The sequence below is a fragment of the Streptomyces sp. NPDC053426 genome (genome assembly GCF_055585405.1).
On the sequence record NZ_JBVJKE010000005.1, the window covers coordinates 1 to 18,770 of the forward strand.

An 18,770-nucleotide genomic window follows, 5' to 3' on the forward strand; every position below is an offset into this window, starting at 1 on the left:
TTCGTCAACTCCGAAAGGGAAGCAATGGCCCGGTACAGCGGATGCCCCCGGTCATACGCGTCCGAGGCATGCGTACGCTCCGTACCGATCTGATCGTCGTCCAGGTAGTCCGGCACCTCGGACCCGAACATGGGCTGCCGTCCGTACACATCGCCTGCCGGTCCGGTGAAGCCCTGTTCGTCACCGGCGTAGATCACCGGATTGCCCCGGGACAGGAACATCAGCTCGTGCGCGAACCGGTCACGCCGCAGCAACTCGGCGTCGCTCGCACCCGGGTTGTCCTGGCTGACGAAACTCCCGATGCGGCCCATGTCGTGGCTGCCGAGGAAGGTCACCTCGCTGTAGGCGTTGGCCTTGTCGGTGGTGTAGCGGTAGTCCTGGGCGAGGACGTGGGAAAGGTCGCGCACGGGGCCGCCCCGGGACGCGTAGTTGCGGAACGCGGCCTGGAGCGGGAAGTCCAGGGTGCCGTCGAGCCGGCCCTCGGTCAGGTAGGGCGCCAGCACGACGGGGTCGGCGGAGAACGCCTCCGCGAAGACGAAGAAGTCGCGCTTGCCCTGCCGGGCCGCGTAGGAGTCCAGTGCCGTGGCCCACTCGGTCCAGAAGGCCATGTCGACGTTCTTCGCCGTGTCGACGCGGAAGCCGTCCACGTCGAAGTCCCTGACCCACCGCTGGTAGATCTTCTTCATTCCCTCGACGACCTCGGGCCGTTCGGTCCACAGGTCGTCGTTGCCCTTGAAGTCGCCGTACAGGGCGCTTTCACCGGCGAAGGTGGAGTCGCCACGGTTGTGGTACATCGTGGGATCGTTCAGCCACGCCGGGACTTTCACGCCGGCCTCGTCCTCGTTCACCACGGGGGTGTACGGGAAGCCGTCCTCGTCGACCTCGCGCATGCCGGAGCTGTCGTCGAAGGGGCGGCCCTGGGTGTCGAGGTAGGGGTGGGCGCCCTTGGAGCGGTAGCCGTACCGCTTCTCCGCGTAGTCGACGGTGTCGGCGGTGTGGTTGGTGATGACGTCGAAGAAGACCTTCATCCCCTTGGCGTGTGCCTTGTCGATGAGCTCCGCGAGCTCGGCGTTGGTGCCGAAGTGCGGGTCGACCTGGGTGAAGTCGGTGATGGAGTAGCCGTGGTAGCTCGCGATCTCGGTACCGCCCATGGTCTGCACGGGCTTGTTCTTGAAGACCGGTGCCATCCAGATGGCGGTGGTGCCGAGCCCCTTGATGTAGTCCAGCTTCTTGGTCAGGCCCTTCAGGTCACCGCCCTGGTAGAAGTTCTTGTCGGTCGGGTCGTGGCCGGTCCGCGAGCGACCGCCGGTCAGGCCGCCCTGGTCGTTGGATGTGGTTCCGTTGGCGAAGCGGTCGGGCAGCAGCAGGTAGAACTGCTCGCGTGAGGGGGCGGGCCGCGCCGGTGTGCGGGCGAGCGCGTGGTCGGACGGTGGCCGCGGGACCGCGGCGTCCGCGGGCTGGGCGGCGGACGGCAGGGCCGGCAGCACCGACAGGAGCAGGGCGATGGCCGAAGCCCGGGCGGTTCCGCGCCGGGACGTTAAAACGGTCATGGGGCCTTTCTTCTCTTCACCGGTCGAACGGGTCGAACGGGACGGGCCGTCTCGCGCACGGCGGCGGAGACCGACGCGGGCAAGGCGGGCCGCCCGGTTTCGCCTTCACGGGGCGAAACCGGGCGGCCCTTCGGTCGGCGAGACGGAACGCTTGCCTGGTTCAGCTGCGCCAGGTGTCGCTCAGGAGTGTCTTGCCGTCGGACGGGACGGTGGCGGTGCGGTTGGCGCCGCTCTCCCAGGTGACGTTGCCGGAGGCGTCCTTCCGGATGTACTTGTACGCGAAGGAGGTGCCGGCCGGGAGGTCGACGTCGAGCTTCCAGACGGGGTAGGCCGCCGGGTCGAGCTTGAGCGCGTCGGCCGGGTTCCAGTCGCCGAGCGCGGACTTGTCGCCGGTCACGTAGACGTTCTCGCCCCAGACGGTGGTGGCGTCGACGCTGAACGAGGCGCCGGTGGTGACGCCGGAGCCACCGTCGCCCGGGTCGGTGCAGCTGGTCGCCCCGGTGTGCAGGGCGAGCGCCGTGTCGGCGCCGAGGGTCGCGGTGAACCGCCCGGAGCCGTTCACGGTGACGGGGTTGCCGCTCTGCACGTCGCAGTAGGTGCCGGCGGGCAGCGATGTCTGGAAGGTGCGGTTCAGTGAGCCGGACTCGTGGTTGATCACGACGTAGGCCTTGCTGCCGCGGCCGAAGGCGATGGCGTTGTTGCCGTTGTCCCACCAGTCGGTCACCGCCGTGTCGCCCGCGGTGTTGCGGAACCCGACCATGCTCGCGATCTCGCGCCAGGCGTGCTGGCACTTCCAGCCGTCGGTGTAGCAGGCGTTGACCTGGCCGTTGTTGGGACCGCCCTCCTCACCGCTGAACTCGTAACCGGAGTGGACGTCGGGTGAGCCGTAGGGCCAGGCCAGCATGAGGACATGGGCGAGCGTGTAGTCGGCCCCGTCCTTGTAGGTCAGCGTCGTGTTGTGGCGCTCGGTGTCGTGGTTGGTCACGAACGTGGCGGCCTTGGCGCCGGAGACGTATCCCCAGGCTTCGCCGAAGTTCTTCAGGTACGCCAGTTTCTCACCGGAGAAGACCCGCTTCAGGTCCCTGCCGAAGCCGAACTCCTGGACGTCGCCGGTGCCGGTGAACTGGCTGGGCTGGACGGCCTCGCCCGCCGCCCCGATGGTCTCCTGCTTCCAGTAGACCCCCGGATCGGTGAGCCGGCTCTTGATGTCGGCGAGGTCGCCCGGCGGAATGTGCTTGGCGGCGTCGATGCGGAAGCCGTCCACGCCGAGGGAGAGCAGGCCGTTCATGTACCCGGCGATGGTCTTGCGGACGTACTCCTCGCCGGTGTCCAGGTCGGGCAGGCCGGCCAGTTCGCAGTGCTGGACGTTCCAGGCTTCCCCGTAGTTGTCGATGTCCCTCGTGCAGTCGTTCATGTCGGACGACGAGTAGAGGCCGGGGTAGTCGTACTTGCTGTAGGGGGAGCCGCCGGTGCCGGTGCCGGCACTGTTGGCCATGTGGTTGATGACCGTGTCGACGACGACCTTGACGCCGGCGGCGTGACAGGTGTCGATCATGTTCTTCAGGTCGGTGCGGTCACCCAGTCTGGTGGCGATCTTGTAGCCGACGGGCTGGTACGCGGTCCACCACTGAGGGCCCTGGACCCGCTCGTTCGGCGGTGACACCTGCACGTACCCGTACCCGGCCGGCCCGAGGTCGTCCGTGCAGGCCTTGGCGACCGAGTCGAAGTTCCACTCGAACATCACGGCGGTGACGTCCTTGTCGCCGGGCGGGGCCGCCTGCGCGGTTCCGGGCGCCGTGACGACCACAGCGGCTCCCGCCACAAGGGCGAGTGCAGTGGCCACGGTTTTGTTGGCCATCGTTCCTCCTGATCCACGTGATGCGGATGAGAGGCCTTACCGCGGCAACGCGCCGTGCACGACAGGCCTTTGACGTTTCTTGCTGAAACGCATCATCAATACTTGCGGACGAGACCGTACGAGCTGCTCCGCTCCGGGTCAACCCTTCCGGCGAGGACTCATGGTTTCGACACAGAAACCCCCAACAGTGCTGCTCCGTCGACGAATTGAGGCCACGCAAACACTTTCGCAAGCGTTTCAGAGATGTTACGTTCAAGCACCGCCCGGTCCGGCGGCCCGGAGGCCCGGAGAACCTGTCCGGGCCCACGCGCCCGGCCCGCCGGACCGGGTCACCGGGAGAGGTTTCACGGTCTTCATGCCGCCCCGCTGCCCGATCAGGGCCGACCGCGGAGCCTCTCCCGGCCGGTGCGGTCATCCGCTCCGCCGGGCCGTGGAACCACGCACGACCAGCTCCGGCTGGAAGACGAACTCGGTCCGCTGCACGGGTGTCCCGCCGGCCTCCTCCAACAGCGCGTCCACCGCGGCGGTCGCCATGGCCTGCACCGGCTGGCGCACGGTGGTGAGCGGGGGGTCGGTGAAAGCGATCAGCGGCGAGTCGTCGAAGCCGATCACCGAGACGTCGTGCGGGACCGAAAGACCACGCTCGCGCGCCGCGCGGATCACTCCCAGGGCCATCAGATCGCTGCCGCAGACGATCCCCGTACACCCCTTGTCCAGCAGCGCCGCACCGGCCGCGTGGCCTCCCTCCACCGTGAACAGAGTCCGCTCGACGTATTCCTCGGCCTCCTCGGCCCGTGTCCGGCGGAAGGAGTGCAGGGCCGCGACAAAGCCCTCGACCTTGCGCCGCGACGGCACGAAACGGGTGGGACCGACGGCGAGACCGATCCGCGCATGGCCCAGATCGGCCAGGTGACGCACCGCCATCCGGACCGCGGACCGGTCGTCGGAGGAGACGAAGGACGCCGTGATGCGCTCGTTGTAGCCGTTCACCAGGACGAAGGGCACGCGCCGGGAGGCCAGTTTGTGATACCTGACGGGATCGGCCGTCAGGTCCGCGTGCAGTCCGGACAGGAAGACGATGCCCGTGACACCCCGGTCCTCCAGTTGCTCCACCAGTTCGTCCTCGGTCGACCCGCCGGGCATCTGTGTGCACAGCACGGGCGTGTATCCGTACCCGGCCAGCACCTGCTCGACCACCTGGGCGAAGGCCGGGAAGATCGGGTTCGTCAGCTCCGGAATCACCAGCCCGACCAGGCCGACGCTGCTCTGCCGCAGGCGTACGGGCCGTTCGTGGCCGAGCACATCGAGTGCGGCCACCACCCGTCGCCGGGTGGCGGTGGCGACGCCGGGCCTGCCGTTGAGCACCCGGCTCACCGTGGCTTCGCTGACCCCGGCCTGGGACGCGATGTCGGCGAGCCGCGGGGTGCCCTGCTCGGCACCCCGCGTCAAGGAGAGGGTCACACCGCCCACCAGACGGTGCTGTCCGGGGGGAGCTCGGCCGCGTCGCCCTCGGGTACCGGATCGCAGCTGCTGATCAGCGGCCGTCCCGGCAGGCTCCAGCGCACCGGCGCACCGGTCAGGTTCACGGTGCAGACCAGGTCGCCGTCCCCGCGGCCGTCGCCCGGACCGGGCGCGGTGCGGCGGAAGGCGAGTACTCCTTCGGGAGACTCCAGCCACTCGACACTGTCGCCGGCCCCGAGTGCGGGGTGCTCCCGGCGCAGGGCCAGGGCGGCGCGGTAGAGCTCCAACGTCGAGCCGGGGTCACCGGACTGGGCCTCGACCGACAGGTGCCCCCAGCCCTCCGGCTGCGGCAGCCAGCTCGGTCCGCCCCCGGCCGGCCCGAAGCCGTACGTCGGCCCGGTCCCCGACCACGGGATCGGTACCCGGCAGCCGTCACGCAGCCCGTCCTGCCCGTTGTCCCGGAAGAACGAGGGGTCCTGTCGTACCTCGTCCGGCAGGTCCGTCACCTCCGGCAGGCCCAGCTCCTCCCCCTGGTAGAGGTAGGCGGACCCGGGCAGGGCCAGCATCAGCAGCGTCGCCGCGCGGGCCCGGCGCAGCCCTTGTCCGGGGCTGTCCGCGGCGAGGCGCGTGGCGTGCCGGACCACATCGTGGTTGGACAGCACCCATGTACTGGGCGCGTCCACCGGGCGCATGGCGTCCAGACAGTCGTCGATCGCCCGGCGCAGCGCGCCGGCGTCCCAGCCGGCGCCCAGATAATGGAAGTTGAACGCCTGGTGCAGTTCGTCCGCGCGTAAGTAGTTGGCCGTGCGTGCGGGACTGGGCGTCCACGCCTCGGCGACACCGATGCGCTCGCCCGGGTACTCGTCGAGGATCCCGCGCCACGACCGGTAGATCTCGTGCACACCGTCCTGGTCGAAGAAGGGCAGCGACTGGGTGCCCAGCAGACGCAGTTGGCCGGTGCGGCCCGCGTCGGGCAGTCCTTCGGCCTTGACCAGGCCGTGGGCGACGTCGATCCGGAATCCGTCGACGCCCATGTCGAGCCAGTACCGCAGCACGGAGCGGAACTCGTCCCGCACGGCCGGGTTGTCCCAGTTGAAGTCGGGCTGCTCGGGAGCGAAGAGGTGGAGGTACCACTCCCCCGGCGTCCCGTCCGGGTTCTCGGTACGTGTCCAGGCGGGGCCGCCGAAGACGGACTCCCAGTCGTTGGGGGGCTCCGCCCCCGAGGGGCCGCGTCCCGGCCGGAAGTGGAAGCGCTCGCGCAGCGGGGACCCCGGGCCCTCGCGCAGCGCGCGCCGGAACCAGTCGTGCTGGTCCGAACAGTGGTTGGGGACCACGTCGACGATCACGCGCAGCCCCAGGGCGTGCGCGTCCCGGATCAGGTCGTCCGCGTCGAGCAGCGTGCCGAACACGGGGTCGACGGCCCGGTAGTCGGCGACGTCGTAACCGCCGTCGGCCTGGGGCGAGACGTAGAAGGGGCTGAGCCATACGGCGTCGACGCCGAGTTCCTTCAGGTACGGCAGCCGGGAGCGGATGCCCTGGAGGTCGCCCACCCCGTCGCCGTCGGCGTCGGCGAAGCTGCGGGGGTAGACCTGGTAGATCACGGCCTCCCGCCACCAGCCCGGGCGCTCGCCGGAGTGGGAGGGTCGGGCGTGGGTGCCGGGTTCGGCAAGGTACTGGGTCATGGCTCTCCTGCCTGCGAGGAGGGGGCGGTCAGGACTTGGTGGCGCCTGCGGTCAGACCGGAGACGAGATGCCGCTGGACGAGTCCGAAGACGATCGCGGCGGGAACCGCGATGATCACGGCGGCCGCCGTCAGCGAACCCCAGTCGCTCGTGTACTGGTTGACGAACGTCTGGAGGCCGCCGGCGAGCGTGAGGTTCTCCTCGCCGGTCATGAAGGCGGACGCGTAGGCCACTTCGGCCCAGCCGGTGATGAAGGTGTAGAAGGCGGTGACGGCGAGCCCCGGCTTGGCCAGGGGCAGTACCAGCCGCCAGAACGTACCGAACGGGGTCAGTCCGTCGACCCGGCCCGCTTCGTCGATCTCGACGGGGATGCCGTCGAAGTAGCCCTTCATCATCCAGGCGCAGAACGGCACGGCGACGGTGAGGTAGGTGACGACCAGGCCGACCGGCTGGTTGAGCAGTCCGAGGTCGGCGAGGAGGTTGTACAGCGGCACGATGAGCACGGCGACGGGGAACATCTGGGTGAGCAGGAGCATCCACATCAGGGGACGCATGCCGGGGAAGCGGAACCGGCTCACCGCGTAGCCGGTGGTGGCGGAGACGAAGACGCCGATCACCGTGGTCAGGCCCACGACGAGCAGCGAGTTCTGCAGCCAGGACAGGAAGTCGGTGTCGCGTACGACGTGGCTGTAGTTGCCGAGGGTGAAGTCCTTCACGAGCGAGGTGTCGAACGCGTCCGTCTTGGGCTTGAAGGAGGTGACCAGCAGCCACAGCGGCGGGAACACGGCGACCACGGACGCGGTCAGCAGCGTCAGGTGCAGCCCGAGTGCGGCCAGCGGGCCGCGGTCGCCGCGCCGGCGCACGGAGGAGCCCGGGCCCGCGCCGGCCGCTTCGGGGACGGGTGTCTTCGTGTCGGTCACCAGGTGTCTCCCTGCTTGCGCAGCGCGCGGCGGTAGGCCACCGCGAAGAGGGCCAGGAGGAGCAGGATCAGCACGCCCCAGGCGGCGGACGTGGAGTAGTCGCGCGGGCTGATGACGAAGGACAGGCGGTACGCGTACGTCACCAGGATCTCGGTGGCGTCGCCCGGCCCGCCGCGGGTGAGCAGGAAGATGACCGGGAACATGTTGAAGGTCCAGATGGCGCTGAGCAGGACGACCGTGCTGGAGACGGACCGCAGCCCCGGCAGGGTGATGTGGCGGAAGCGCTGCCAGGGACTCGCCCCGTCCATCTCGGCCGCCTCGTAGAGGTCGCCGGGGATGGACTGGAGGCCGCCGAGGAGGGCGATGAGCATGAACGGCACGCCCAGCCAGACGTTCACGGCGATGACCGAGACCTTCGCCCAGGTCGGGTCGTTGAGCCAGGAGATCCGGTCGAAACCGGCGCCGGTGAGCAGGGCGTTGAACAGGCCGCTGCGTTCGTTGAACAGCAGGCGCCAGGTGAACACGGAGACGAACGCCGGTACCGCCCAGGGCAGGATCAGTGCCGTGCGGTACAGGGAGCGGCCCCTGAAGGTCCGGTTGAGCATCACGGCCAGCGCCAGACCGAGTGCGAAGGAGAGCGCCACGCAGGAGACCGTCCACACCACGGTCCAGCCGAGCCGGTCCCAGAAGACGCCGTCGTCGAGGATGGCCCGGTAGTTCGCCAGACCGACCTGTTCGTAGGTCGCGGGTATGTGGTTGACGCCGATGGTGCGCTCGACGTTGGCCTCGTTGGCGTCCGTGAGGGACAGCCAGGCGCCGCGCGCGAGGGGGTATCCGATGATCACGCCGATCACGATCACCACGGGGGCGACCATGCTCCAGGCGTACCAGTGGGTGGCCAGGGCCCTGCGCAGCCGTCCCGGGGTCCTGCGGTTGCTGTGTCCGGAGCGGTGGCCCCGGCCGCGGGCACGCTGCGTGCCCGCGGCCTTCGGCACCGACCGGCTCGTCTCGACAGCCATGGGTCGGTCAGCCTTCCCGTCGCCTACTTGTAGTCCTTGAGCAGCTTGCGGTAGGCGTCTCCGGTGCTCTCCGCGGCCTCTTCCGGGCTGGTCTTGCCGGAGAGCACGTTGGCCATCTGCAGCCGGATCGGCTCGAAGAGGGCGTTGCCCTGGGCGATCCACGGCCGTTCCACGGCCTTGTCGACCGCCGGCTTGAAGAACCTCACCATCTCGTTCCGCGCGACGGCGGGCACCTCGTAGACGGAGGCGCGCGTGGGGAGCAGGCTCAGCTCCTCGGTGGTCTTCCGCTGCACCTCGGCGGAGCTCATGTACTTCACGAAGGCGTAGGAGGCGTCGAGGTTCTTCGAACCGGCGTACACCGAGAGGTTCCATCCGCCCTGGGGCGACCCCTGGGCGGTGCTGCCGGCCGGGACGGGGGCGACCCCGAGGTTGGCCGCGTCCTTGAACTCGGCTCCGGCCTTGACGTCCTCGATGGCCCAGGGGCCGTTGAGCATCATGGCGACCTTGCCCGACTTGAAGGCGTTCTGCATGTTGTTCCAGCCGTCGGACGCGTCCGTGATGGCCGCCTTGCTGTCGACGAGGTCCTTGAGGGTCCGGTACGCCTTCACACCGGGTTCGTCGTCGATGGTGACGGTCTTGTTCTTCTCGTCGACCAGGTCGCCGCCCTCTCCGTAGAGGTAGGGCAGGAACCAGTACGGGTCGTCGCCCCGCAGGTAGAGGCCCGTCGCGCCGGTCTTCTCGGTGATCCTGGCGGCGGCCGTCTTCAGTTCGTCGACGGAGGCCGGCACCGGGACGCCGGCCTTCTTCAGCAGCTCCTTGTTGTAGAAGAGCGCCAGGGTGTCGATCACCTGCGGGACGGCGTAGGTCTTCCCCTCGTACCGGGTGCTGGCGGCGGCCTGGGGAAGGTGGTCCGACTCGTCGTCGAGGGCGGCCGTGCCGTCGAGCGGGGCGAGGTAGCCGATGCTGGCGAAGTCCGCGACCCAGGCGACCTCCGTACGCATCACGTCCGGGGCACCGGAGTTGCCGCCCGCCGCGTTCTTGAACTTGGCGTTCGCCTCACCGAACGGGACGTTGACGTACTTGACGTCGACCTTCGGGTGTTCCTTCTCGAATCCTTCCGCGAGGGCCTGGTACGTCGCCTTCTCCGCCTCGTTGGAGGTGTCCCAGAAGGTGACGGTCCCCGACAGCTCGCCGCTGCCCCCGTCGGCATCGGTCCCGCCTCCGTCGCCCCCGCCGCACGCCGAGGCCGTCATGGCCACAGCCGCTGCCAGCGCGATGGCAGCAATGCCACGCCGCATTGTGAACTCCCCTGTGATTTCCCGGAATTGAGCGGAGGCGTCGACGCCTCACGCCAACCGCTTCGGTGCGGCGCCGGGGTTGCCAGGAACGTAACAGGGTCGGAAGACCTCTGAAAGGTGTTGCAGCAATTTTCCGCAAACAGTTTCAGCCATTGTGCGGGCGGTGCCCGGGCTCACCACACGGTGGGCACGGTGACGGCCGGCGGGTAAAGTGCGCTGCCATGACCACGCGGCTCGCCGACATCGCAGCCCAGGCGGGCGTCAGCAAGGCCACGGTCAGCCGCGTGCTCAACGGTGCGCACAACGTGGCCGCCGACACCCGCGACTCCGTGCTCGCCGCACTCGACACGCTGGGCTACGTGGCCCCGTCGCGGCAGCGCCGCACCGAGCTGGTCGGCCTGATCACGCCCGAGCTGGACAACCCCGTCTTCCCCGCGCTGGCCGAGGTGATGGGGCGGGCACTGACGCGCCGGGGATACACACCCGTACTGGCCACGCAGACGCCGGGGGGTTCGAGCGAGGACGAACTCACCGACATGCTCGTGAGCCGCGGCGTGGCCGGCATCATCTTCGTCTCCGGGCTGCACGCCGACACCACCGCCGACACCGGACGGTACGACCGACTGCACGCGCAGCACGTGCCCTTCGTCCTCGTCAACGGGTTCTCCCCCCGGATCGAAGCGCCGTTCGTCTCCCCGGACGACCGGGCCGCCATGCGTCTGGCCGTGGCGCACCTGGCCGAACTGGGCCACGAGCGCATCGGGCTCGCGGTCGGGCCGGAGCGCTTCGTGCCGGTGCAGCGCAAGATCGAGGGTTTCCTCGCCGGCGTCCACGAGCACCTGGGCCTGTCGGCACAGGAGTCCGGGGAGCTGATCCAGCACTCCCTCTTCTCCCTGGAGGGCGGCCAGGCCGCGGCGTCCGCACTGATCGACCGGGGCTGTACGGCCGTCGTGTGCGCCAGCGACATGATGGCCCTCGGTGCCGTCCGGGCCGCGCGGGAGCGGGGTCTCACGGTTCCCGGTGACCTCTCGGTCGTCGGCTTCGACGACTCTCCGCTCATCGCCTTCACCGATCCTCCCCTGACCACCGTCAGGCAGCCCGTCAAGGCGATGGGGCAGGTCGCCGTGGACGCGCTGCTGGAGGAGCTGGGCGGAACACCTCCGCCCCGCACCGAGTTCGTCTTCATGCCGGAGCTGGTGGTGAGGGGGTCCACCGCCGCCGGCCCGCGGGGCGGCCGGCGCCCGGCGGAAGGGCGCTGACCCGTCCCACGCCGCCCGGTCCGCCGTCACCCGGGGGCGAGCAGCGGACGCCACCAGTCCGCGTGGCGCCTGTACCACTCGGCGGTGTCACCGAGCGCGGCCGTGAAGTCGGTGCGCGGCCGGTATCCGAGCTCGCCGGTGATCTTGCCGTGGTCGACCGCGTAGCGCCGGTCGTGCCCCTTCCGGTTCTCGACGTGCGCGATCCGTTCCGGGCCCGCGCCGCACAGGGCGAGCAACCGGTGGGTGAGTTCCAGGTTGGACATCGGGGTCCCGCCCCCGATGTTGTAGATCTCTCCCGGCCGGCCCGACACCCGGACGAGTTCGACGGCCCGGACGTGGTCGTCGACGTGGAGCCAGTCCCGCTCGTACCGTCCGTCGCCGTAGAGGGGGACGGTCCCGCCGGACAGGAGGCGGGCCAGGAACCGCGGAACGAGCTTCTCCGGGTGCTGCCAGGGGCCGAAGTTGTTCGAGCAGCGGGTCACCCGGACGTCCAGCCCGTGGGTGTGGTGGTGGGCGAGGGCGATCAGGTCGGAGGCCGCCTTGGACGCCGCGTACGGCGAGGTCGGGCGGAGGGGGTCGCCCTCCTTGGCCGCCCCCTGCGGGAGGGAGCCGTACACCTCGTCGGTGGAGACGTGCACGAAGGTGCGCACGCCGTGGCGGAGCGCGGCGTCGAGCAGGACCTGGGTGCCCAGCACATTGGTGCGGGTGAAGGCGCCGCTGTCGGCGATGGAGCGGTCGACGTGCGATTCGGCCGCGAAGTGCACGATCTGGTCGTGGCGTTCGGCCAGGGTGTTCACCAGCGGCGCGTCGCACACGTCGCCCTGGACGAAGGTCAGGCCGGGACGGTCGCGCACCGCGTGGAGGCGGGCGAGGTCGCCGGCGTAGGTGAGGTTGTCGAGGACGGTCACCGCGGCGCCTTCGGCCGCCGGGGACGACAGGAGGTGGCGGACGTAGGCGGATCCGATGAAGCCCGCTCCGCCGGTGACGAGGATCGCCGAGTTCATGGGGTGAGATACACCTTGCTGTGGTCGCCGATCACCAGCCGGTGAGCCTGCGGAAGACGGGGGGCCGGGCCCACGAAGGCGCCGCGGCCGATGAGGGAGGACTCGATGCGGGACGCCCCTTCGATCTGGGCGCCGCGCAGCAGGACGGAGTACTCGACGGCACTGTCCTCGACCCGGCAGTCCTCCCCGATGGAGGTGTACGGGCCGATGCTGGAGTTGCTGACGACGGCGCCCGCGCCGATGACGACCGGGCCCACGACGCGTGATCCGCGCACGACCGCGCCCTCGGCCACCCGGACCCGGCCGACCAGCGTGCTCCGCGCGTCGACCTTCCCCTCGATCCGGCCCTCCAGCCCGTCCAGGACATGGCGGTTGACCTCCAGCATGTCCTCCGCGCTGCCGGTGTCGCGCCAGGGCAGGGTGGTGGTCTCGGCGCGTACCCGCAGCCCCTGGTCGATCATCCACTGCACGGCATGGGTGATCTCCAGCTCGCCGCGCGCGGAGGGGGTGATGGCCCGCACCGCCTCGTGCACGGCCGGTCCGAAGGCGTACACGCCGATGAGCGCGAGCGTGCTGCGGGGGTTCTCCGGCTTCTCCTCCAGGCGCAGCACGTTCCCGTCGGGGTCGACCTCCGCGACACCGAAGGCGGAGGGGTCCGCGACCGGGGTGAGCAGCAACCGGGCCGCCGCCGGCTCGGCGGCCGAGAGCCGGACGAAGTCGGTGACGCCCTGCGGGAGGTAGTTGTCGCCGAGGTACAGCAGGAAGTCGTCGTCGCCCAGGAAGTCGCGGGCGATACTCACCGCGTGCGCGAGGCCGCGGGGGCGGGACTGGCGCAGGTAGGTGATGCGTAATCCGAACGCACCACCTTCACCGGCCAGTTCGCGGATCTCCCGGCCGTACGTGCCCACGACGACACCGACCTCGCGGATGCCGGCGGCGGCAAGGGACTCCAGCGCGTAGAACAGCACGGGCTTGTTGGCGACGGGAAGCAGCTGCTTGGCGCCGGTGTGGGTGAAGGGCCTCAGCCTGCTGCCGGTGCCACCTGCCAGGACCAGGGCTTTCACCTCGGCCTCCACGGGGGCGGGGCGGTCCGGGGGCGTGTTCTCACAGGTCCCTCCTCGAGGATGAGGTGTGGTGTCTCCGTAAGCACATCGACTCAATCAGAGGGCACGCCCCTCCGCAACAAGTTTCTGAAACAATCAGCAAGCTCTTGCAGCGGTGTGCGTTCAAGTGTTTGACTCAAGGCCGAACCGCCAACAGTGGTGCGCCACAACGCAGTTCGTTGGCGAATCGCGTGCAGCCGATCCGACGAGCAGAGGCAGCGATGACAGGCCCACGGCAGACACAGCAGCTGGCCCGGGAGGCCCGGCACCTGGCACCAGGCGCCTCCGAGGAAGCGGTCCACGGACGCCGGGTGTTCGTCGAAGGACGCGGTCCCGTACTGACCGACCTCGACGGCAACCAGTACCTCGACTTCGCCGCCGGCACCCTCACCCAGTCCCTCGGCCACGGGCACCCCGAGGTCGTCGAAGCGCTCACCGCCCAGGCCGGCCGTCTGTGGAACGTCCACGACAGCGCCACACCGGAACGCGCCGAACTCCTGGAGCTGCTCGCCCGGTCACTGCCCGAGCGGCTCGACACCTACGCGTTCTTCTCCACCGGGGCGGAGGTGGTCGAGGCCGCCCTGCGGGTCGTCCAGGCGACCGCGCCGCCGGGCCGCAACCGGATCGGCGCCCTGCGCCACGGCTTCCACGGCAAGACCATGGGCGCCCGGATGCTCGTGCACTGGGACATCGGTCACCAGGCCTTCAGCGGGAACAGCGTGCTGGGGTACAGCCCCTACTGCTACCGCTGTCCCCTGGGGCTGGAGTACCCGTCGTGCGACGTGCGCTGCGCGACGCTCGTGCGCCGGCACATCGCCGAGAAGCCCAACGTCTCCGCGCTGGTCTTCGAACCCGTCCTCGGTGCGGCGGGCGTGATCGTGCCTCCCCCGGGCTACTGGGAGCGCGTCGCGGACGCCTGCCGCGACGGTGGCGTCCTGCTCGTCGCGGACGAGGTCCTCACCGGCGGCGGCCGCACGGGCGCCTTCCTCGCCAGTGAACTCCTCGGCGTCGAACCGGACCTGGCGATGCTGTCCAAGGGCACGGCGAACGGGTTCCCGTTCGCCGTGCTGGCCGGCCGCGGGGAACTGCTGCGCAGGCCGGAGGCGGCCACTCCGGGGGCGTACGCCTCGACGTACGCGAGCAACCCGCTGGGCATCGCCGCCGCCCGCGCCACGCTCGAGGTCATCGAGCGCGACCGGCTGATCGACCGTGTACGCGTGCTCGGCGACGTCATGGAGGACCGGCTGCGCACCCTGGAGTCCCGCTTCCCCCGGCTGGGCCAGGTACGCGGACTCGGACTGCTGTGGGGCCTGGAGTTCGTCACCGACCCCACCAGCCGCACACCCGCGCCCCACACGGCACGGGCCGTCTACACCGAGGCCCTCGACCTGGGACTGCGCACCGCCCTGGGGGGAAACATCCTGCGCCTGGCCCCGCCCTTCACGCTCGACGAGACACTGCTCGACGAGGGCCTGCGCCTGCTGGAGAAGGCCCTCGAGCGGGTGATCGCGTGATCGTGGCGCAGCATCTCGTCAAGGAGTTCCGGCTCGCCGAACGCAAACCCGGCCTGCTCGGCAGCCTCTCCACCCTCCTCACCCGCCGGTACCGCGTCGTGCGCGCCGTCGACGACGTCTCCTTCGAGATACCGGCCGGCACCAAGACCGCCTACATCGGCGCCAACGGAGCCGGCAAATCGACCACGATCAAGATGCTGACCGGCATCATGACACCCACCTCCGGCCGTTGCACGGTCGCCGGTCTCGAGCCGTACCGGAACCGGCAGCGCAACGCCCGCACCATCGGCGTCGTCTTCGGTCAGCGCAGCCAGCTCTGGTGGGACCTGTCGGTGCCCGACTCCTTCCGCATCCTGCGCCGGATCTACGACATCCCCGAACCGGTCTACCGGCGCAACCTCGGCCTGTTCCGGGAGCTCCTGGACATCGACGCGCTGGGCTCCACCCCCGTACGGCAGCTGAGCCTCGGACAGCGCATGCGGGCCGAGATCGCCGCGAGCCTGCTGCACGACCCCGCCGTGCTGTTCTGGGACGAGCCCACCATCGGCCTCGACATGGTGCTCAAGGACGCCGTCCGCCACCTGGTCAACCGCGCCCACCGGGAGCTGGGCACCACCGTGGTCCTCACCAGCCACGACATCGCCGACATCGCCGCGATCTGCGACAGCGCCCTGGTCGTCGACCACGGCCGGGTCGTCCACCAGGGGACCCTGCAGGACCTGCTGCGCACGGCCGACCACCGCACGGTCGTCTTCGACCACCGGGACGGCACCGCGGCCGAGACCGTCCGGGACCGCGTCGAAGCCGGCCTGCCGGGCGTGCGCGCCACGCCGGACGACGGCGGCCGCGTCCGTGTCGACTACCCGACCGGCCGCTACACCTCCCGGCAGGTCCTCACCTTCCTCCTGGACCACTTCGACCTCGCCGACTGGTACGCCCCCGAACCCGGCCTCGAGGACGTGCTCCGCGAGATCTACGGACACGCGCGCGTCCCCGGCCACGCGCACGACGAGGCCGTATGACCGCCCGCCTGCGCCGCTACGCGCCGTTCGCCACCAGTGGGCTGCAGTCCCTGCTGCAGTACCGTTCGATGTTCGTGATGACCGCGGTGACCGCCGCCGCCGGCGCGGCGGTGACCGTGTTCCTGTGGCGTGCCGTGTACGCGGGCACCCCCGGCCGCGGCCCCGGCGGGTTCACCGTGGAGGACATCACCACCTATCTGCTGGTGGCCCAGATCCTTCAGGTGCTGCACACCAACCGGGTCGACGACGAGGTCGCGGCCGAGGTGTACCGGGGCGACGTCGCGGTCATGCTCGTACGCCCGGTGAGCTATCCGTTGATGCGGTTCTTCGCCTGTCTGCCGGTGGTGGGGGCCAACGCCGTCCTGGTCGGCCTGCCGGTCCTCGGCCTGTTCGCCCTGCTCGTCCCGCTCACCGCGCCCCGGCCGGCGGACCTGTCGCTGTTCGCCGTCTCCACCGCCCTGTCGGTGCTGCTGGCGTTCTGCGTGAACCTGCTGACCGGCATGACCGGCTTCCTCACCACCAACACCTGGGGCGTGCGGATGGTCAAGCAGAGCGTCGTCGCCTTCTTCGCCGGTCAGCTCGTGCCCATCGCGCTGATGCCCGGCCCGCTGGCCGCGCTCGCGAAGGCCCTGCCCTTCCGCGGAATGGTCGACGGCCCGCTGACCCTGCTGCTCGGCCGCTACGACGGCTGGACGGACGCCGCCGGTCTCCTCGCCCAGCAGCTGGCCTGGGCGGCCGGGCTGTCGCTGCTGTGCGCCGCGCTCTGGCGTGCCGCCATCGGCCGGCTGGAGGTGCTCGGCGGATGACGCGCACGCTGACGCGGTACCTGCGGCTGTCCTGGTTCCTGGGCGGGGTGGGCCTGCACCGGCTGGCGGCCTACCGCACGGACTTCGTGCTCGGCGCGGGCGCCTTCCTGGTACGGGTCGGCGTCCAGACGGCGGTCGTCGGCCTGGTCTTCCGGCAGGTTCCCGCCGTGGGCGGCTGGTCGTACCACGAGGTGCTGTTCCTGCTGGGGTTCTCCCTGCTGCCGCGCGGGCTCGACCACCTCTTCACCGACCAACTGTGGGAACTGGGCCGCAAACTGATCCAGCGCGGGGAGTTCTACCGCTACCTCGTCAGGCCGGTCGACCCGTTGTTCTCCCTGCTGTCGGAGCGCTTCTTCCACCCCGACGGGCTCGGCGAACTCGTGGTCGGCGCCGTGCTGGTGGGGTACGCGGGCAGCGAGCTGGGCCTGTCGCTCACCCCGGTGCAGTGGCTGCTGGCGCCCTGTCTGGTGCTGTGCGGGGCACTGCTGCACACCTCGGTGAAGCTGTTCTTCGCCTCGCTGTCCTTCTGGACCGTGACGAGCATGCCCGCGATGTACGCGGCCAACCAGGTCTCGGAGTTCTCCTCCTACCCCCTGGACATCTACCACCCCTCGCTGCGGACCCTGCTCACCTGGATCCTGCCCTTCGCCTTCACCGCCTACGTGCCGAGCGTCTACCTGCTGACCGGCGAGGGGGGCCTGCTCGGCTGGCTGCCCCTGGTGACCGCCGGCGCCCTGGCAATCGCCCTGACCGTCTGGCGCCGCGGCGTCAACCGATACGAGATGACCGGAAGTTGAGTCGGGCATGATACGAAACGACGATCTCGGCACCTTATTGCGCACGGCCCCGTGGATGCCCGAGGACGGCCGGCGGGCCGAGCGCTTCGAGCGCGTCGACCACGCGGAACTCGGGGCCGGCATCCAGCTGCTGGTCGTGGCCGCCGTCGGCGGACCGGCGTCGGGCCGGCGCTACTTCGTGCCGGCGCGGCCCACACGGGCGGGCGGCGGCGCCGAAGACGCGCACGGCAGCGCCGAGTTCGAGTCCGCCGCGCTGGACGCGGTCTGTGCCGAACGCCGGCTGCCCACCGCCCGCGGCGGACAGGTGCGCTTCCGCGGCGCGGGACTCACGGCACGCTCGGTGCGCCGGCTGCCGTTCGAGCGGGGCTGGTCGTCCAACGTACTGTCCCTGGTGGAGAACGACGGCACGGCCCATGTCCACAAGACCTACCGGCAACTGGACGAGACCGTGCGCGAACCGGAGCTCCTGCGGCTGATGAACCGGACCGGCCGCACCCCCGACTGGGCCGGCGACTACACCTACCTCGACCCCGCGGACGGCACCCACCACCCGTTGGGCGTGTTCTACCGGTACGCGCCGGGAGACGGGATCGACCTGCCGCTGAGGCGGAGCATGCGGTCGCTGTGGCCGAAGGTGACCGGCGAACAGGCCCCGGAGGACCTCGACGGCCTCGTGCGGGCGCATCTGCGTCCGCTGGCGGGGAATCTGCGCGACGCCGGACGCTTCCTGACCGGCTTCCACCGCGACCTGGCCGACCGCCTCGGCGGAGGCACCCCACCGCCCTACCCGGTACGGGAGATGCTGTCCCGGGCCGCCACGCGCACAACCGAACTGGCCACGGCGGACATCGCCCTGCCCGCGGCCCCGCGCACCGCCGCCTTCACGGCCCTCGGGCAGGAGACCGCCGCGCTGCGGAGCGCCTTCGACGCCTCCCCTGCGGGGTTCTTCTCCGGGCCGTGCCACGGCGACCTGCACCTGTCCCACCTGCTGTGCCGGCCCCGGGACGACGGAGGCTGGTCGATGAACGTGATCGACATGTCCACCCCCGCCCTGGGCCCCGGCGAAGCGGGATGGTCCGCGCAGTCCCCCCTGCAGGACCTCGTCGCCGTCCAGCGCGCACTGGAGTACTTCACCGCCGACGAGGCGGCCTTCGAGAGCGCGCGGCGCCTCGGCGTCGACTCCGACGAGACGATGCGGGGCGCGCTGGACGGCGCCGGCGACTGGCCGCCCGGGCCACGCGCCGTGCTGAGCCTGGTCTTCCACGCCGCCGACGTCTGGCGGGCGCACGTGCTGCGGCTGCTCCTCGGAGGAACGGCGGACGACCCCCTGCGCCGACTGCTGTACCTGGGCCGGCTGCTGCACGAACTCGCCTACAACATCGACCACGCCCGCCCCTACCACGCCGCGATCGACCTGCGCCACGCCCTCGTGCTCGGCGCCCGCACCCCGGCCCCGACTCTTCCAGCAAGGACGTGAA

The 18,770-nt window shown here is 70.4% G+C and carries 15 protein-coding genes; 6 read left to right on the forward strand and 9 right to left on the reverse strand.

Features of this window, described 5'->3' with window-relative positions; genetic code table 11:
* From ACZ62B_RS11815 to ACZ62B_RS11845, 7 genes are all read right to left on the reverse strand, one after another.
* Positions 1-1,550 (reverse strand): alpha-amylase family glycosyl hydrolase (locus ACZ62B_RS11815; protein WP_469690078.1); only part of this gene is annotated, 1,550 nt, incomplete at its 3' end.
* Positions 1,551-1,710: 160 nt separating this feature from the next.
* The gene (locus ACZ62B_RS11820; RefSeq protein ID WP_344556173.1) at positions 1,711-3,408 is read right to left on the reverse strand and encodes a carbohydrate-binding module family 20 domain-containing protein; all 1,698 of its coding nucleotides are present in this window, start codon (positions 3,406-3,408) and stop codon (positions 1,711-1,713) included.
* A gap of 411 nt (positions 3,409-3,819) precedes the next feature.
* Positions 3,820-4,878, reverse strand: a complete 1,059-nt coding sequence (locus tag ACZ62B_RS11825) for a LacI family DNA-binding transcriptional regulator (RefSeq protein ID WP_344556175.1) — start codon at positions 4,876-4,878, stop codon at positions 3,820-3,822.
* Positions 4,866-6,551: a glycoside hydrolase family 13 protein gene (locus ACZ62B_RS11830; RefSeq protein ID WP_468878923.1), complete on the reverse strand. Its 1,686-nt coding sequence runs from the start codon at positions 6,549-6,551 to the stop codon at positions 4,866-4,868. Before ACZ62B_RS11830 ends, ACZ62B_RS11825 begins: the two co-directional genes overlap by 13 nt.
* A 28-nt stretch (positions 6,552-6,579) precedes the next feature.
* Positions 6,580-7,413: a sugar ABC transporter permease gene (locus tag ACZ62B_RS11835; protein WP_344556639.1), complete on the reverse strand. Its 834-nt coding sequence runs from the start codon at positions 7,411-7,413 to the stop codon at positions 6,580-6,582.
* Between the two features lie 53 nt (positions 7,414-7,466).
* Positions 7,467-8,489 (reverse strand): carbohydrate ABC transporter permease, encoded by a 1,023-nt coding sequence (locus ACZ62B_RS11840; RefSeq protein WP_382053065.1) that lies wholly within the window; start codon positions 8,487-8,489, stop codon positions 7,467-7,469.
* 23 nt (positions 8,490-8,512) lie between these two features.
* Positions 8,513-9,787 (reverse strand): extracellular solute-binding protein, encoded by a 1,275-nt coding sequence (locus tag ACZ62B_RS11845; RefSeq protein WP_344556180.1) that lies wholly within the window; start codon positions 9,785-9,787, stop codon positions 8,513-8,515.
* Positions 9,788-10,008: 221 nt separating this feature from the next.
* Between ACZ62B_RS11845 and ACZ62B_RS11850 the strand changes: the two genes are divergently transcribed.
* A complete protein-coding gene (locus tag ACZ62B_RS11850; RefSeq protein WP_344556181.1) occupies positions 10,009-11,046 on the forward strand; it encodes a LacI family DNA-binding transcriptional regulator in 1,038 nt (345 codons plus the stop codon).
* A gap of 26 nt (positions 11,047-11,072) precedes the next feature.
* On the opposite strand, the gene rfbB is transcribed toward ACZ62B_RS11850, so the two are convergent.
* Together rfbB and ACZ62B_RS11860 are read right to left on the reverse strand one after the other, a co-directional pair.
* Positions 11,073-12,050 (reverse strand): dTDP-glucose 4,6-dehydratase, encoded by a 978-nt coding sequence (gene rfbB / locus ACZ62B_RS11855; protein WP_344556183.1) that lies wholly within the window; start codon positions 12,048-12,050, stop codon positions 11,073-11,075.
* Positions 12,047-13,114: a glucose-1-phosphate thymidylyltransferase gene (locus tag ACZ62B_RS11860; RefSeq protein WP_344556185.1), complete on the reverse strand. Its 1,068-nt coding sequence runs from the start codon at positions 13,112-13,114 to the stop codon at positions 12,047-12,049. The genes rfbB and ACZ62B_RS11860 overlap by 4 nt, the downstream gene beginning before the upstream one ends.
* Positions 13,115-13,374: 260 nt before the next feature.
* Between ACZ62B_RS11860 and ACZ62B_RS11865 the strand changes: the two genes are divergently transcribed.
* The 5 genes from ACZ62B_RS11865 to ACZ62B_RS11885 are packed head-to-tail and all read left to right on the forward strand — an operon-like array spanning position 13,375 to position 18,769.
* Positions 13,375-14,667 carry an aspartate aminotransferase family protein gene (locus ACZ62B_RS11865; protein WP_344556187.1) on the forward strand — a complete coding sequence of 431 codons (1,293 nt, stop codon included), beginning with the start codon at positions 13,375-13,377 and terminating at the stop codon, positions 14,665-14,667.
* A 2-nt stretch (positions 14,668-14,669) separates the two neighbouring features.
* Positions 14,670-15,689: an ABC transporter ATP-binding protein gene (locus ACZ62B_RS11870; RefSeq protein WP_344556189.1), complete on the forward strand. Its 1,020-nt coding sequence runs from the start codon at positions 14,670-14,672 to the stop codon at positions 15,687-15,689.
* Positions 15,686-16,495, forward strand: a complete 810-nt coding sequence (locus ACZ62B_RS11875; protein ID WP_344556191.1) for an ABC transporter permease — start codon at positions 15,686-15,688, stop codon at positions 16,493-16,495. The genes ACZ62B_RS11870 and ACZ62B_RS11875 overlap by 4 nt, the downstream gene beginning before the upstream one ends.
* A complete protein-coding gene (locus tag ACZ62B_RS11880; RefSeq protein ID WP_344556193.1) occupies positions 16,492-17,292 on the forward strand; it encodes an ABC transporter permease in 801 nt (266 codons plus the stop codon). Before ACZ62B_RS11875 ends, ACZ62B_RS11880 begins: the two co-directional genes overlap by 4 nt.
* Before the next feature lie 7 nt (positions 17,293-17,299).
* The gene (locus tag ACZ62B_RS11885; protein ID WP_344556195.1) at positions 17,300-18,769 is read left to right on the forward strand and encodes a hypothetical protein; all 1,470 of its coding nucleotides are present in this window, start codon (positions 17,300-17,302) and stop codon (positions 18,767-18,769) included.
* The last annotated feature ends 1 nt before the right edge of the window (position 18,770 follow it).